This window comes from Pseudorhodobacter sp. (genome assembly GCF_030452865.1).
Taxonomy (GTDB): Bacteria; Pseudomonadota; Alphaproteobacteria; order Rhodobacterales; family Rhodobacteraceae; genus Pseudorhodobacter.
The window spans coordinates 1-14,802 of sequence record NZ_JAKDLJ010000043.1; the positions used below are offsets into that span (position 1 = coordinate 1).

Here is a 14,802-nt window from a genome sequence, read left to right on the forward strand (position 1 = left end):
GGAAAACCTGTTCACCGCGATCGACAAGGGCCAGTTCCCGAAATGGGAATTGAACATCCAGATCATGGCTGAGAAAGACGCGGAAACCTGCGGCTTCAACCCGTTCGATCTGACCAAGATCTGGCCGCACGCAGATTACCCGCTGCATCCCGTGGGGATGCTGGAGTTCAACAAAAACCCCGACAACTATTTCCAGCAGGTCGAAAACGCCGCCTATTCACCGTCGAACCGCGTCCCCGGTATCGGCTTTTCCCCCGACAAGATGCTGCAAGCGCGCGTATTCTCCTACGCTGACGCGCACCGCTACCGGCTTGGCACCCATTATGAGCAGCTTCCGGTCAACCAGCCGAAATGCCCGGTGAATGTCTATCATAAGGATGGCGTGATGAATTATCACGGCTCCAGCACCGGCCACCCGGACGCCTATTATGCGCCGAACCAATATACCGAATCGGCCAAGGCGGACCCAACGGTGGCCGAACCACCCCTGCGCATCAATGGCGACGCCGACAAGTACCGCCAAGAGGACGCAGATGCAGACTACATCCAGCCCCGCGCGCTTTATGCGCAGGTGCTGACACAGGCGGAGCGTGACCGCCTGCATCAGAACATGGCTGCAGCCTTCGGCCCCTGCTCGGCTTCGGTCAAGACCAGGTGGCTGGCGGTTCTGGCCAAGGTTCACCCCGATTACGCCGCAGGTGTGAAGGCCGCAGATGCCGCGAACGCCAATGCCGCCAACGCGATCTCCAACATGGGCGATTCCACCAAGGGGTGAGCGCACCTGAAATGTAAAGGGGCGCCCCAGATCGGGCGCCCCTTATTGCTTGCGTGGTGCCTGGGCAGTGATGCCTTAACTCGACACCGCCAGCTTCACACCCAACAGACCAAAACACCCGGCAAAGCAACGCTTGATCCATGTCGTGACCTTTGGGCGGCGAATGACATAATCCCGCGCCAAGGCGGCGCAGGCACCGTAAAGGATGAACACGCCAAAGGTCATCGCCATGAACACCAATGCCAATTTGATCAGCGCCAGAGTCGCGCCTTCGGCCGCAGCCGGAATGAACTGCGGCAGAAAGGCGAGGAAGAACAGCGACAGCTTGGGGTTCAGCACGTTCAGCAAAACGCCCGTGGTCGCGATGCGCAGGAAGCTGGTCGGCGCCTTGTTTTCAGAAACATCGCTGATTCCGTCATCTCGCAGTAACTTCCATGCCATGTAGAAAAGGTAGAGGACACCGAGGTACTTGATCACCTGAAACGCGACGGCACTGGTGTGCAGCAGCGCCGCAAGGCCGATTATACTGGCGACCGCCGCTGGCACGATGCCGAAGGTGCAACCCAAAGCGGCCGCAAGGCTCGCCTTGAAACCCCGACCAAGCCCGATGGCCAAGGTGTAGAGCACCCCGGTTCCCGGCAGCAGCACCACAACCAATGATGTCAGCAGAAACTCCATCGACATTTCCATTCCTCCCTGATTGCATCCAATCTTGCCGCCGGAAATCGTAACGTCAATATGCAAAACCGCAGCCAAGCTTAGCCGATCATCGGCCCATGTTTGCCGTAAGCCTCCTCATAATGACGTTGCAGCCGTTGCAAGGCGATGCGCAAGACGATTTTACCGGACCGCGCAGACCATCCCATCTTCTGCTCCGTAACTTCCAATCCTTCGAGAAAACAACAACAGCGCAGGACCATATCGCCCAAGCCCGGCCCCAGATCGCGCAGCGCCAGGGACACCCGCTCACGCGCGCCGCTGGAACCGCCGCCGCCTTTGTTGGGGTTAAAGCTGCCACGCGCGCCACCGGTCAAAAATCGCTCCCAGTTCTGTGTGACGCGCGGACCCATTTGGGCCGCCTCGAAATCCACGCGCAACTGTTCGGCAGCGGCGACCAGTTCTGGCGCAAGGAACGGCTGCCCATCGCGGTCACGCCGCCGGGCCAGAACCTGCACCGGACTTTCAGCGGCATTGTAGCGGACTCGGCGCTCCTCACCCTCCGCCGTGATATCGCGTTCCTCCAATGCGCGCTGATGATGCGCGAAGCCTGCGGGTGCTTCCGCCATACCTTTCCCGCCAGCCCCCATCTGGCGCAAGGCCATGCGCCCGGTCGGCGTGATGTGATAGGTTGAGACCCGCCCCGGCTTTTCGCAATGGATCCAGTCTTTCAAGGCAAAGGCCTGCGCGAGGCTGCGATCAATCACCGCCAGACGCAGGGTCCGCCCATCGGCATAGCTGCGCAAAACAGCGGCCTTTTCCATATCCGGCGCGATCGCAAGAACGGTATCCGCTTCGGCCAACCGGCGCAGAATCCGCCGGCCTTCGCTTTGGATCGTGGTTTCATCCAGTGTCAGTTTGTCCTGTCTGATCGGGGCTGTCATCGTGTCGGCGTCCTTCCGGCGGGAGTTGCATGCGGCATTTTCCTGCACCCGCCCCAGCGCATCAAGCGCCTCATCGACCAGCGGATCATCGCGGCGATTTTCATAGCGGCGCACCTGTCGCATCACGGTTGACGCGTGGCAGCCTTCGCGCCGCGCCAGTTGACGCAAGGATACGCCTTGCTCCGTGTGGTCAAGATACAGGCTACCGCATCCGGCAGCCATGCAGGCAGCGAGAATTCCGAACTCAGGTTTGATCCCATCTCAACGCCTTGTGCCGCCCTTTTCGCGCTTTTGGTCCGATCCTGGACATATTCAACCTTGAGTAGCATTGGTTATTGATCCGTTAAAATCCTCGCATTCGTCGATAATTGTTTCGAAATCATAAACAAATGAGAAAGCAGCGTTCGCTGAAAATCAGCGCCGCGCAACGCCTGATTGTATTGAGGCAACATGGTCGGGACAAATTCAGGAGGATTACAATGTCGGATTTCTACACGCTTCTCGCCAATCTCCGCCGCCCGAGACTGTTGGTTCGCGCCGCACGCCATGGGATTGAGGATTATCGCCGCGACCGCGATCTGCGCCGACTGATCGACACGAATGCGCCGCCAAGCCCGGAAACGGCGCTGTCACGCCTGTTCCACGCCGAAGAATTGGCCGAAGAAACCCGCCGCGCTGGCGATGCCGGCTATTCCATCGCCCGCCACGTCGAATTGCTGATCGCGATGATGGCCGAGGCGCGGCTTCTGGGCAAAACCGCCAGCGTGTAGCGCAGCAAAAAAGGCCCCTCCGCAGGCGGACGGGCCTTTTCAAAGCGCCGTGATGCCGGCTCTCAGATAAACGCGTCCGGCACGGCGGCTTTCTTGCGCGCAACATAATCGTCAATCGCTTCACGGATGCCTTCGTCCAGTGCCGGGGCCTGATAATCCCCCAGCATCTTCGCGACCCGGTTGTTCGCCAGTGTTTCGGTGTCGCGCGCGCCTTCCTCATACCATGTCTCGAACGGCTTGTAGTCAAACAGGTCCGAGCGCCAGAACGCCGTTTTGAAATTGGCCTGCGTGTGTTCACACCCCAGGTAATGCCCGCCGGGACCAACCTCATGAATCGCATCCATCGCTTGCCCGTTGGTGTCCATCATCACGCCTTGGGCCAGATGATGCAGGGTGCCCAACTGATCCGCATCCATCACGAATTTCTCGTAAGACGACACCAGCCCGCCTTCCAGCCAACCGCATGCGTGCAACATGAAGTTCACGCCCGCCAGCAGCGCCATGTTCAGGCTGTTCGCACTCTCATAAGCGGCCTGCGCATCCGGCAACTTTGATCCACAGAACGCCCCGCCCGACCGATAGGGCAGCTTCAACCGCCGCGCCAATTGCCCGGCGCCATAAGTGATATGCGCGGCTTCCGGCGTCCCGAAGGTCGGCGCGCCGGAGTTCATGTCGATCGAGGTCACAAACGCGCCAAAGATCACCGGGGCCCCGGCACGCACCAACTGGCTGTAGGCGACACCGGCCAGCACTTCCGCCAACACCTGCGTCAGCGTTCCTGCCACCGTTACCGGTGCCATAGCGCCGCCCACGATAAACGGCGAAATGATCGCCGCCTGCCCCGCCGCCGCATAAACCTCCAACGCCCCCATCATCGTCGAATCGAAGGTCAGCGGGGAGTTGATGTTGATCAGCGAGGTCATCACCACGTTTTGGTCAACGAAATCCGCCCCGAACAGCAGCTTAGACATTTCAACAGAATCCGCCGCGCGGTCAGGCTCGGTCACCGAGCCCATATAGGGCTTGTCCGACAACACCATATGCGCCCGCAGCATGTCCAGATGCCGCTTGTTCACCGGAATATCGGTTGGCTCGCAGACGGTGCCGCCAGAATGGTGCAACCATTTCGACATATAGCCGAGCTTCACGAAATTCTCGAAATCTGCCATCGTGGCATAGCGCCGACCGCCGGTCCGGTCGCGTACAAAGGGCGGGCCGTAGACTGGGGCCAGCACCAGATTACGCCCACCCACTTCGACATTCCGAGAGGAATTGCGCGCATGCTGGGTAAAGCTGGACGGTGCGGTTGCGCACAGTTTTCGCGCCAAACCGCGCGGAATATGCACCCGCTCCCCCTTCACATCGGCACCCGCCGCGCGCCAGCGTTCCAGTGCTGCCGGGTTGTCGATGAAATTCACGCCGATCTCTTCCAGCACGGTCTCGGCATTGTGCTCGATGATCTGCAAGGCTTCCTCATTGAGGATCTCGAAGTTCGGAATATTGCGGCTGATGTATTTCGCCACGTCAAAGCTGACAGCCGTGCGCTCCGCCCGCCGCACGGACCCGCCACCACCCCGCGCTCTGCGCCCTGCACCCTCGGTCATAGCGAAAACTCCATTCCTGACGTTGTTGTTTGTGCTCCTTATGCCGCCAAAGCCAGCGCCCCCAATCCCCGTTTCCGTCACTTTCCCCTCAAAACCGACATTCACCGCCGCGACATCCTCCGGTTTCATCTGTTCAAAAATATCCTCGGGGGGAGGCGCGGATGAAATCCTCGCCTTGGGGGGCGGAAAGCCCCCCGCCCCGCCCGGCAAAATGCGCCGCATTGGCCCCTTGCGATTCGAGTCTCGCCCGCTTATTCCCCTGCCATGACACATCACGAACGCCTTCTCATCATCGACTTCGGCTCTCAGGTCACGCAACTGATCGCGCGGCGTCTGCGGGAATTGAACGTCTATTGCGAAATTCATCCTTTCAACAACGTAACCGATGAATTTCTGGCCGAATTCGCGCCGAAGGCAGTAATCCTGTCGGGCGGCCCCGCTTCGGTGTTCTCCGAGGGCGCCCCGATGCCGCCGAGATCGCTGTTTGACCTCGGCGTACCACTGCTCGGCATCTGCTACGGCCAGCAGGTGATGATGCACTGCCTCGGCGGCAAGGTCGAACGTGGCCACGGCACCGCCGAGTTCGGCCGCGCGTTTGTCACGCCGACACAGGCCAAAACCGATCTGCTCGCCGGCTGGTTCGCCACCGACCGCGAACAGGTCTGGATGTCGCATGGCGACCATGTGTCCAAAATCGCACCGGGGTTTGAGGTTTACGGCACCTCCCCCAACGCGCCTTTTGCAATTACCGCCGATCTGGCACGCCGCTTCTACGCAGTGCAGTTCCACCCGGAGGTGCATCACACCCCGAACGGTGCCAAATTCTATGAAAACTTCGTGCGCATTGCTGGCTTTTCCGGCGATTGGACCATGGGTGCCTACCGCGAAGACGCCATTGCCAAAATCAAGCAACAGGTCGGCGACAAGCGGGTGATTTGTGGCCTGTCGGGCGGCGTGGATTCCTCGGTTGCCGCCGTGCTGATCCATGAAGCCATCGGCGACCAACTCACCTGCGTTTTCGTCGATCACGGACTGCTGCGGCTGAATGAGGCGGATGAAGTCGTCAGGATGTTCCGCGACAATTACAACATCCCGCTGATCCATGCCGACGAATCTGACCTTTTCCTCGGAAGACTTGCTGGTGTCTCCGACCCTGAAACCAAGCGCAAGATCATCGGCGGCTTGTTCATCGACGTTTTCCAGAAATACGCCAATCAGATTGAGGGGGCGGAATTTCTCGCCCAAGGCACGCTTTACCCCGATGTCATCGAATCGGTCAGCTTTTCGGGCGGTCCCTCCGTTACCATCAAATCCCACCACAATGTCGGCGGTTTGCCAGAAAAGATGGGCCTGAAACTGATTGAACCCTTGCGCGAACTCTTCAAGGATGAGGTGCGCACACTGGGTCGCGAACTCGGCCTGCCGCCTTCCTTCATCGGCCGCCACCCGTTCCCCGGCCCCGGTCTTGCCATCCGCTGCCCCGGCGAAATCACCATTGAGAAGCTGGAAATTCTCAAGAAGGCCGATGCGGTTTTCATCGACCAGATCCGCAAACACGGGCTTTATGATGACATCTGGCAGGCTTTCGTCGCCATACTCCCCGTTCGCACGGTGGGCGTGATGGGCGACGCGCGGACCTATGATTTCGCCTGCGCCTTGCGCGCGGTCACGTCCGTTGACGGCATGACCGCCGATTACTTCCCGTTCACCCATGATTTCCTTGGTGAAACCGCCACACGGATTATCAATGAGGTTCAAGGGATCAACCGGGTCACTTACGACATTACCTCAAAACCACCGGGAACCATTGAATGGGAATGACCACGCTGACCGGAACGCTGACCTGTGCAACACCTGCCGAGGCGGAGCTGGTGCAAACCTACCTGCCGGAGCATATCCGGCTAAGCCGCGCCGAATCCGGATGTCTGAAATTCGAAGTCACTCCCAGTAACGAATTCATGGTCTGGACGCTGGATGAAGCTTTCGTTGATGCAGACGCCTTCAAAGCGCATCAAACTCGCACCGAAAGTACGATATGGGCGGAACAAACCGCTCATATCGCCCGCAATTTCAAACGTATCGACCACGCCTGACCCCGCCGCAAACGCGGCAGGGGCGACGGGCTACCGCCGCTTGAACAGTGATCCCAATATCCCGCGCACGATGGCTTGCCCACTTTTGCTGCCCAATTGTCGCGCAAAACTCTTGGCAAATGCCTCCGTCACGCTGTCACCTGACGACTTGCGCGTGGCTTGTTTTGGTGCCGCCGCCCGTCCACCGTCGTAGCGTCGCGCAGAGTTGAATTCCGTCTCATCAATATGGAAATCCCCGGTGCCCCCCGGTTTTGCCGCCTGCGCCTCCGAGGTCGCCGCCGCCTTTGCCGCCGCATCCGCCCGCGCCGCAAGTCGTTCAAACGCCGAATCGCGGTCAACCTCGGCCTCGTACTTCCCGACAAAGGGCGATGCCGCGATCAAGGCGGCGCGGGTGGCGGCGTCAATCGGCCCCAACTGACTGCTCGGCGGTCTGATCAATGTCCGCTCCACCACACCGGGGATCCCTTTGTCCTCTAGAAACGATGTCACCGCCTCGCCCGTCCCGACTTCCTTGATCGCGTCTTCCGTTGAAAAGCGCGGGTTCGCACGATAGGTCTGCGCCGCCAGCTTCAAATCCTTCTGGTCGCGCGGGGTGAACACCCGCAATGCGTGTTGCACCCGGTTGCCAAGCTGCGCCAGTACATTGTCCGGAACATCGGCAGGCTTTTGGGTAATGAAGTAAATCCCCACACCTTTTGACCGGATCAAACGCACCACCTGTTCCACTTTGTCGACCAGGGCTTTCGGCGCACCATTGAACAGCAGATGCGCCTCATCAAAAAAGAACACCAGTTTCGGCTTGTCCGGATTGCCGATCTCCGGCAATTCCTCAAACAGTTCCGACAGCAGCCACAACAGGAAGGTCGAATAGAGCACCGGCGCCCCCATCAACTGATCCGCCGCCAGAATGTTGATGCGCCCGCGCCCATCGGGGTCAACCCGCATCAAATCCGCCAGTTGCAACGCCGGCTCGCCAAACAGCTTTTCGCCACCCTGATTCTCCAGCACAAGCAAACGGCGCTGGATCGCGCCAATGGAACTGGTCGAAACCAGCCCGTATTTCGTGCTGATTTCGGTGGCATTCTCTGCAATAAAGGTCAGCATCGCGCGCAGATCCTTCAGATCGAGCAGCGGCAACGCCTGATCATCCGCAATCCGGAACGCGACATTCATCACGCCTTCCTGCGGCTCGGTCAGTTCCAACAGGCGCGACAACAGCAGCGGCCCCATTTCAGCCGCCGTGGTCCGCAACGGATGACCCTGCTTGCCGTAAAGATCCCAGAACGTGACCGGAAAGCCCGCGTATTTCAGATCAAAGCCAATGGTCGCCGCCCGCTTCATGAAAGCATCATGCAGCTTGAAACTTTCGGACCCGGCAACCGCCACCCCCGACAGATCACCTTTCACGTCCGACATGAACACCGGCACCCCCGCCGCGGAAAACCCTTCGGCCAGAATTTGCAAGGTCACGGTTTTGCCGGTCCCGGTCGCCCCCGCGATCAGCCCGTGTCGGTTGCCAAAGCCCAAAAGCAGGTGTTGCGGCACAGCGTAGGCCTCACCGCCCCCACCAACGAAAATTGCACCATTTTCCGACACGCGACACTCCTTTCAACCTATGGATGCACCCGGCATCCGCAAATCCGTGCAGTCAAAATACATTGTTAACTTCGATGTGCCAGAGTCGATCTTGTTCAAGGGCATCACGAAGCGCTGTTGAACTAACCTCCTCCCTGTTGAACTGGCCGCGCCCTTGAAAAGGCGCGGTTTTTTTGTACCCCAAGCAAGTTTCAAATCGCTTCAGATTCCCTGTTGACGGCCATGACAATAAGCCGTAGCGTCCGTTTCCATGAAGTCGGCCAGTCCGACAGGGAGCAAAAATTCGAAAAGAAGGGCCGGTTCGCCGGCCCTTTACTTTTGCAACCGGTTCCAGCCGGTCAGTGCAAACTGCGACGCCGGAATATCCGGCTTCCCGCCGCTCACAAACGTAAGATTTTGCATTTCGGGACTGACTTTCCCCGAACCGCATGCTACGTCCCCACCGAACACATTGAAGGACTGGATTGATATGTCCCTGACAAGAACCGCACAGCTTCTCGCCACCTCGGTCTGCCTGATCATGGGCAGCGTTGCCTTCGCGCAGGACACCACGCCTGCGCCCGAAACCACCACGCCCACGACCGAAGGTACCACAACCGCGCCCGAAACCACGACGCCAGCCCCCACAACCGGAGACGCGGCAACGCCCCCGGTCGTCGATGGCCTGTCGATGGGGACCGAAGCCGGTGCGCCCGCCGATGGGCTCGGGTCGCCCGACCCTCAGGCCAGTTTCGGCGCATGGGAACAGCGTTGCGTGAAAACCGCCGATGGCGCCGATCCGTGCCAACTTTACCAATTGCTCAAGGACAAGACCGACACCGCTGTTGCCGAAATCTCGATCTTCGGCTTGCCCAAAGGCCAGCAGGCCACTGCCGGTGCCACGGTCATCGTCCCCTTGGAAACCTTGCTGACAGCCGCCCTGACCATGACAGTCGACGGCTCCAAACCACGGGTCTATCCGTTCTCCTGGTGTTCAAACATCGGCTGCATCTCGCGTATCGGCTTCACTCAGGGTGAGCTCGATGGCTTCAAAAAGGGTGCGGCGGCCAAGATCACCATCGTCCCCGTCGTTGCTCCGGATCAGAAAGTCGAACTGACAGTCTCGCTGAACGGCTTCACCGCAGGCTATGATGCGGTCAATGCGGCGAATGGCAACTGAACCTGTCTGCCTTCCCTTCGAACCGGAGGGAAGGCAGACGAACGCCCGGTGCCTTTGGCGCTGAATGGCTGAAACCGCTCAGCTGACAGAGCTTTCGACTTCAACGCGAAACATCATTCATCAGCCAACGTGTTGAAATCTCTGATGTCAGTCAGCGGTAGTTCATTCAGCTTCAAGTCGAAACGCTTTGACGCGCAGCGAATAGCCAAGGTCCAAGACCGGCTCCTCACCTCTGACCCATCATCTGTTCAAAAAATATCCCAGGGGTGAATGGCCCTTCAGGGCCAGAGGGGGCAGCGCCCCCTGCCGCCGCTCAGACCCGGCGCAACGCCAGAACCGCGTTCAATCCGCCGAAAGCGAAGGCGTTGGAAATCGCAACCTCCACCCGCGCCTCGCGCGCCTCATTCGGCACCACATCCAGCGCACATTCGGGGTCCGGTTCCTCATAACCAATGGTCGGCGCAATCACGCCGTCGCGCAGCGCCATAATACAGGCCAGAAGCTCCACAGCCCCGGTGCCGCCAATCAAATGCCCATGCATGGATTTGGTCGAGGATATCATCAGATGATCGGCATGCGCACCGAACACATCCGCGACCGCCGCGCATTCCGTCTTGTCATTCGCTGCCGTGCCGGTGCCATGCGCGTTGATGTAGCCGACATCCGACGGGTTCAGCCGCGCATCGCGCAACGCCCCGGCAATCGCGCGCGCCGCCCCTTGTTTCGATGGCATCACGATGTCGGCGGCGTCCGAACTCATGGCAAACCCGATCACTTCGGCCAAAATCTCCGCGCCGCGTGCCCGCGCATGGTCGTATTCCTCAAACACGAACATCGCAGCGCCTTCGCCCTGCACCATGCCGTTGCGGGTCAGCGAAAACGGGCGACACGCCTCTTTCGACATCACGCGCAGCCCTTCCCAGGCCTTGATGCCACCGAAACACAGCATTGATTCGGCCCCTCCGGTCACCATCACCCGGCTCATCCCCGACCGCACCATATGAAACGCCTGCCCCATCGCATGGTTGGAACTGGCGCAGGCGGTGGCGACGGTGTAGCTTGGCCCGCGCAGGTTGAACTCCATCGAGACATGGCTCGCGGCGGCATTGTTCATCAGTTTCGGCACGACAAACGGATGCACCCGATTCTTGCCTTCTTCATAGACCACGCGGTAATTTTCATCCCAGGTGTTGACGCCGCCGCCTGCTGTGCCAAGTACCACGCCGGTCTCATAACCAAGATTACCGTCAAAGCTGAGTCCGGATTGCGCGATCGCCTGCCGTGCCGCCAAAAGGGTGAACTGGGTGAATTTGTCAAATAGAACAATCTGCTGGCGGTTGAAATGCGCCTCTGCATCCCAGCCATGCACCTGCCCGCCGATCTTGACCGACAACCGGTCGACATCGCGGATATCCAGTTCGGAAATCCCGCAGCGCGCATCGCGGAACGCCTGCAAAGTCCCCGGCACATCATAGGCCAGCGCGTTGATCGTCCCGGCCCCGGTGATCACCACCCGTTTCATGGCGCTTGCTGATCAATCAGCTCCTGCACGGCGGCAGTAATCGACCCGACCGAGGAGATATCGAAGACGCTCTCCGCCGGGTTGTTGGCGTTGAACGGCACCGAAATATCAAACGCTTCCTCAATCGCGAAAATCGCCTCGACCAAGCCAAGGCTATCGACACCGAGGCTTTCAAGCGTGCTGTCACGGCTCACATCCTTGATATCCAGAACCGCCAGTTCTGCGATGATCTCACGCACTTTATATTCCACTGTTTCGATCATTGCCTGCCCTTCCAGCAACCCGTGGTCAGCCTTTATCCGGGGATTGTGACAGATTTTTCATCATCCTCGGCAAGCGACGCAAGGCCTTTTGCATTTCCAGATGCGTTTCCATCTTGACCGCAGGATAGCCGAGCAGCACCCGACCGGCGGGCGCATTGGTGAAAATCTTGGTGCCTCCCCCCGCGATCACATCATTTCCGACAAAGATATTGTCATTCACCCCGCATTGCCCTGCCAGAACCACGCGGTCCCCAATCTGGCTGGACCCAGCAATTCCGACCTGCCCGCAGAGCAGGCAATCGCGCCCGACCTGCACATTATGGCCAACATGCACCAGATTATCCAACTTGCTGCCGTCCCCGATTGAAGTTGAACGGATCGTGCCGCGATCAATGCACGCGTTTGCGCCGATTTCCACGTCATCCCCGATAGTTACAGCGCCAAGTGAATGTATCCGCCCCCAGGATTGTGCATTGACTTCTGCGCGCTGGCCAAGGGTCTGGCGAATTTCCTCCACCCCGGATTTTTCGGGTGTCACAAAGGAAAACCCATCCGCGCCGATCACTGCGCCGGGTTGGCAAATAAAGCGGTCCCCGATCACCACCCGCGCGCCAATTCTGGCACCTTGCAGGATCAGCGCGTCCGCCCCGATCCGCGCACCTTCGGCGATGGAAACATGGCTGGCAATCCGGGCATTCGCACCAATCACCACATCCGCCCCGATCACCACAAAGGGGCCAATCGCCGCCCCGTCCGCGATCTTTGCCGATGGGTCCACCAGCGCCATCGCATGGATCCCCGGCGCGATCACCGGGCCTGCATCCAGCAACCGCGTCAACCCCGCCATCGCCAAACGACCACGCGGCGCAAAAATCGCCGCTTGCAGCCCAAGTGCCTGCCAATCGGCACCTTGCCACAACAGGGCCGCCCGCGCCGCGCCCTTGCCGATACCATCCGCATATTTCGGGTCCATCGCCAGCGCGAGATCGTCCGCCCCGGCGGAAGCAGGTTCTGCCGCGCCGCAAATTGTCAGCGATACGTCCCCCGCTGCGGTCGCCCCAAGCGCCTGCGCGATTTCTGCAATGCTATGCGCCATCTTCGCTTCCTTCCATCGGGGAAAACCTTGCCCCTTTGGTTGGATTTAGCCCTGATGCGGCCCCAGTACCACCCCGGCGGCGGTCAAGGCCCGAAAAATCGTGGCGTCACGCCCGTAAACATCATTGCGATATTCGATGCGGCCCTTCGGCGACGGATAGGCGGTAAAATAGACGAGATGCACCGGCACCGGATGCTCCAGCTTCACATTGGTTTCGCGCCCGGTTTTCAGATAGGACTTGAACAGACCCACCGGATCATCCGTCTGCATCGCAAGCAGGGCATAGGCGAAATCAAACGGGTCGCCAAGCCGAATACAGCCATGGCTGAACGCCCGCACCTCCCGCTGAAACAGCGATTTCGACGGGGTGTCATGCAAATAGATGTTGTAGGGGTTCGGGAACATGAATTTCACCAGACCCAGCGCATTGCCGTCTGAAGGCGCCTGCCGCATTGCATACGGGAAGTTGCGCGCGGTGTAGCCCGCGAAATTGATCGCGGAACGCGGCACGACACGGCCCCGGCTGTCGATGATTTTCAGATGCCCCGCCGCATTCGGGTTGCGCTGCATCATCGGCAGATATTCTTTTGTGGTGATCGAACGCGGTACATTCCATGACGGATTGACCACCATGTATTCCATCTCATCGGAAAATTCCGGCGTCTGCCGGTCGGCACTGTCGGCCCCGATCACCGAACGGGTCGAAAATGTCACCCGGCCATGATCGACGATCTTGGCCGTGAAATCGGTCAGGTTGACCCAGATATGCCGTTTGCCGCGCGGGATGTTCATCCAGCGTTCGCGTTCCATCGCGACAACCACGGCCTCCAACCGAGTCTGTGGGTCGGTGTTGATCGCGAGGATGGTAGAGGCACCCGCAACGCCGTCCGGTGTCAGGCCCATATCGACCTGGAAGCTCTGTACCGCTTTTTGCATGCTGGCATCATAGCTCGCCGTGACCGAACGCGGCATGTAGTTCAGCGCGATCAGCCGATCCCGCAGTTGCAGCACCGTAGGCCCGGTATTGCCGGGCTTCAGCGATTTCGCATCGACCTTCGGCCCCCAACCGCCATTGGCGACCAGTTGTTCGAGTTCAAACTTGGCCCGCATCAGCTGCGCATAGGCCTGGGTTTTCGGCGGCAGGGATTTGAGGAAGGCGACAGGCTCGCCGCGCACAAATGCCTCAATATTGGCGCGGCGGTCGCGCAACGGCACTTCACGCTTGATCAAAGGAATGACCTTGCCGGGCGTCAGCGCCCCGGTCTGCACGTCATGCGCGTAGTCCAGTAGCGCCTCGGTCATCATCACGTCAAGCCGCCCGCGATCACCTTCGGTCCGCACCGCATGTGAAGCCGCGATCAAAGCCGCCGGATCATAGCGACGAACTGGCAAACCATGCGCCCCCGCCCCGGCAAGCGCGCTGAGCAAAGCCGAACGCCGACCTTCCTGACCTTCACCGGTCCAGATCGGCGCGTAATCGGTATCGCGGTAATATTCCGCGATTTCCTTGTCATCCGCCGCAGCCACCGCAGAAGCTACCGATTTGCTGAAAGCGTCGATTTCCTTGGCGACTGCGAACGAAATATTTGTCTGCGCTGCAACCGGCGCGATGCCCGCGCCTGACAGCATCAAAGACATCAAAAAAAATCCTGCGCCCGTGGTCAAACCTGACCGGCGCCGCAACGAACAAACCATAACATCCCCAAGACCAAGCGTTCTGCGATCAGAATCGGTCAAGATGCTGTGTCTGTCCACTCACAAAGCCATTAACAGGGTTCAAACTGTCGCAATTCAGGCACATGGCGTTTTTTTGCTACAGTTTTAGCGGTCACGGGCCATTTTAAGCAATTTTTTGCCGATTGTGATTGAACAATGGAACCGTGGTCGATCTGCACTTGGGTTACGATTCGAGCTATGCCATAAGGCAAGGGCACTTGGAAAAAGTAGCAGTAAGACCACTGGCAAACAGTGGTAGAATACCAGCGACGGGACAGGCGCTCAGAATGACGAATGACAATGCAACGATGATCTCGCGGCGTGGGCTGCTGGGCGCATTTGCGGCTACGGCGGTGATTGCGACACCTACATACAGCAACGCTTTTGGCTTTTTGCGCGGCGCGGGCGATATCCGACGTATCAAGATGTATTCCGGGCGGACCGGTGAAACCATGGATACGATCTATTGGATCGAAGGGGACTACATCAAGGAAGCCCTCGCGGAGATCAATCACTTCATGCGCGACTGGCGGACCGGAACTTCGGTCCGGATCGACGCGCGCACCGTGGATATCATGGCCGCTTCGCATCGGCTGATGGATATAAA

The 14,802-nt window shown here is 59.3% G+C and carries 13 protein-coding genes and 1 pseudogene; 6 read left to right on the forward strand and 8 right to left on the reverse strand.

Translation table 11 applies throughout. The annotated features are described in order from the left end of the window. Nucleotides 1–775, forward strand: a 775-nt coding sequence (locus L0H65_RS04580; RefSeq protein WP_301457652.1) for a catalase, incomplete at its 5' end; no start/stop codon positions are given. Nucleotides 776–850: 75 nt separating this feature from the next. On the opposite strand, the gene L0H65_RS04585 is transcribed toward L0H65_RS04580, so the two are convergent. After that, nucleotides 851–1,459, reverse strand: coding sequence for a LysE family translocator (locus tag L0H65_RS04585; RefSeq protein ID WP_301457653.1), 609 nt, complete (start codon nucleotides 1,457–1,459; stop codon nucleotides 851–853). 74 nt (nucleotides 1,460–1,533) lie between these two features. Further along, nucleotides 1,534–2,636 (reverse strand): annotated as a pseudogene (locus tag L0H65_RS04590) (DUF6456 domain-containing protein). 219 nt (nucleotides 2,637–2,855) lie between these two features. Here L0H65_RS04590 and L0H65_RS04595 point away from each other — a divergent pair. Further along, nucleotides 2,856–3,146: a DUF6477 family protein gene (locus L0H65_RS04595; protein WP_301457654.1), complete on the forward strand. Its 291-nt coding sequence runs from the start codon at nucleotides 2,856–2,858 to the stop codon at nucleotides 3,144–3,146. A 62-nt stretch (nucleotides 3,147–3,208) separates the two neighbouring features. On the opposite strand, the gene L0H65_RS04600 is transcribed toward L0H65_RS04595, so the two are convergent. Beyond that, nucleotides 3,209–4,750, reverse strand: a complete 1,542-nt coding sequence (locus tag L0H65_RS04600) for a trimethylamine methyltransferase family protein (protein WP_301457655.1) — start codon at nucleotides 4,748–4,750, stop codon at nucleotides 3,209–3,211. A gap of 264 nt (nucleotides 4,751–5,014) precedes the next feature. Here L0H65_RS04600 and guaA point away from each other — a divergent pair, with 264 nt between their 5' ends. Then, on the forward strand, nucleotides 5,015–6,571 hold the full coding sequence (guaA, locus tag L0H65_RS04605; protein WP_301457656.1) for a glutamine-hydrolyzing GMP synthase: 1,557 nt from the start codon (nucleotides 5,015–5,017) through the stop codon (nucleotides 6,569–6,571). Next, complete coding sequence (locus L0H65_RS04610) at nucleotides 6,562–6,843, forward strand: putative quinol monooxygenase (protein ID WP_301457657.1); 282 nt, start codon at nucleotides 6,562–6,564, stop codon at nucleotides 6,841–6,843. Before guaA ends, L0H65_RS04610 begins: the two co-directional genes overlap by 10 nt. Nucleotides 6,844–6,873: 30 nt before the next feature. On the opposite strand, the gene L0H65_RS04615 is transcribed toward L0H65_RS04610, so the two are convergent. After that, nucleotides 6,874–8,439 (reverse strand): helicase HerA-like domain-containing protein, encoded by a 1,566-nt coding sequence (locus L0H65_RS04615; protein ID WP_301457658.1) that lies wholly within the window; start codon nucleotides 8,437–8,439, stop codon nucleotides 6,874–6,876. Nucleotides 8,440–8,908: 469 nt separating this feature from the next. On the opposite strand from L0H65_RS04615, the gene L0H65_RS04620 reads away from it, so the two are divergent. Beyond that, the gene (locus L0H65_RS04620) at nucleotides 8,909–9,598 is read left to right on the forward strand and encodes an invasion associated locus B family protein (RefSeq protein ID WP_301457659.1); all 690 of its coding nucleotides are present in this window, start codon (nucleotides 8,909–8,911) and stop codon (nucleotides 9,596–9,598) included. A gap of 313 nt (nucleotides 9,599–9,911) precedes the next feature. On the opposite strand, the gene L0H65_RS04625 is transcribed toward L0H65_RS04620, so the two are convergent. The 4 genes from L0H65_RS04625 to L0H65_RS04640 are packed head-to-tail and all read right to left on the reverse strand — an operon-like array spanning nucleotide 9,912 to nucleotide 14,117. Beyond that, nucleotides 9,912–11,120, reverse strand: coding sequence for a beta-ketoacyl synthase (locus L0H65_RS04625; RefSeq protein ID WP_301457660.1), 1,209 nt, complete (start codon nucleotides 11,118–11,120; stop codon nucleotides 9,912–9,914). Continuing rightward, nucleotides 11,117–11,383, reverse strand: a complete 267-nt coding sequence (locus L0H65_RS04630; protein ID WP_301457661.1) for an acyl carrier protein — start codon at nucleotides 11,381–11,383, stop codon at nucleotides 11,117–11,119. Before L0H65_RS04630 ends, L0H65_RS04625 begins: the two co-directional genes overlap by 4 nt. Nucleotides 11,384–11,408: 25 nt before the next feature. After that, nucleotides 11,409–12,479, reverse strand: a complete 1,071-nt coding sequence (lpxD, locus tag L0H65_RS04635) for a UDP-3-O-(3-hydroxymyristoyl)glucosamine N-acyltransferase (RefSeq protein ID WP_301457662.1) — start codon at nucleotides 12,477–12,479, stop codon at nucleotides 11,409–11,411. Nucleotides 12,480–12,524: 45 nt separating this feature from the next. Further along, nucleotides 12,525–14,117, reverse strand: coding sequence for a murein L,D-transpeptidase (locus tag L0H65_RS04640; protein ID WP_301457663.1), 1,593 nt, complete (start codon nucleotides 14,115–14,117; stop codon nucleotides 12,525–12,527). Nucleotides 14,118–14,482: 365 nt separating this feature from the next. On the opposite strand from L0H65_RS04640, the gene L0H65_RS04645 reads away from it, so the two are divergent. Then, nucleotides 14,483–14,802 (forward strand): DUF882 domain-containing protein (locus L0H65_RS04645; protein WP_301457664.1); only part of this gene is annotated, 320 nt, incomplete at its 3' end.

Bases quoted from the DNA above. Each gene is read 5' to 3' on its own strand.
- L0H65_RS04625 (WP_301457660.1), bottom strand. From the start codon at position 11,120: ATGAAACGGGTGGTGATCACCGGGGCCGGGACGATCAACGCGCTGGCC.
- L0H65_RS04620 (WP_301457659.1), top strand. From the start codon at position 8,909: ATGTCCCTGACAAGAACCGCACAGCTTCTCGCCACCTCGGTCTGCCTG.
- L0H65_RS04585 (WP_301457653.1), bottom strand. From the start codon at position 1,459: ATGTCGATGGAGTTTCTGCTGACATCATTGGTTGTGGTGCTGCTGCCG.
- L0H65_RS04610 (WP_301457657.1), top strand. From the start codon at position 6,562: ATGGGAATGACCACGCTGACCGGAACGCTGACCTGTGCAACACCTGCC.
- L0H65_RS04600 (WP_301457655.1), bottom strand. From the start codon at position 4,750: ATGACCGAGGGTGCAGGGCGCAGAGCGCGGGGTGGTGGCGGGTCCGTG.
- L0H65_RS04630 (WP_301457661.1), bottom strand. From the start codon at position 11,383: ATGATCGAAACAGTGGAATATAAAGTGCGTGAGATCATCGCAGAACTG.
- lpxD (WP_301457662.1), bottom strand. From the start codon at position 12,479: ATGGCGCATAGCATTGCAGAAATCGCGCAGGCGCTTGGGGCGACCGCA.
- L0H65_RS04595 (WP_301457654.1), top strand. From the start codon at position 2,856: ATGTCGGATTTCTACACGCTTCTCGCCAATCTCCGCCGCCCGAGACTG.
- guaA (WP_301457656.1), top strand. From the start codon at position 5,015: ATGACACATCACGAACGCCTTCTCATCATCGACTTCGGCTCTCAGGTC.
- L0H65_RS04640 (WP_301457663.1), bottom strand. From the start codon at position 14,117: ATGTCTTTGATGCTGTCAGGCGCGGGCATCGCGCCGGTTGCAGCGCAG.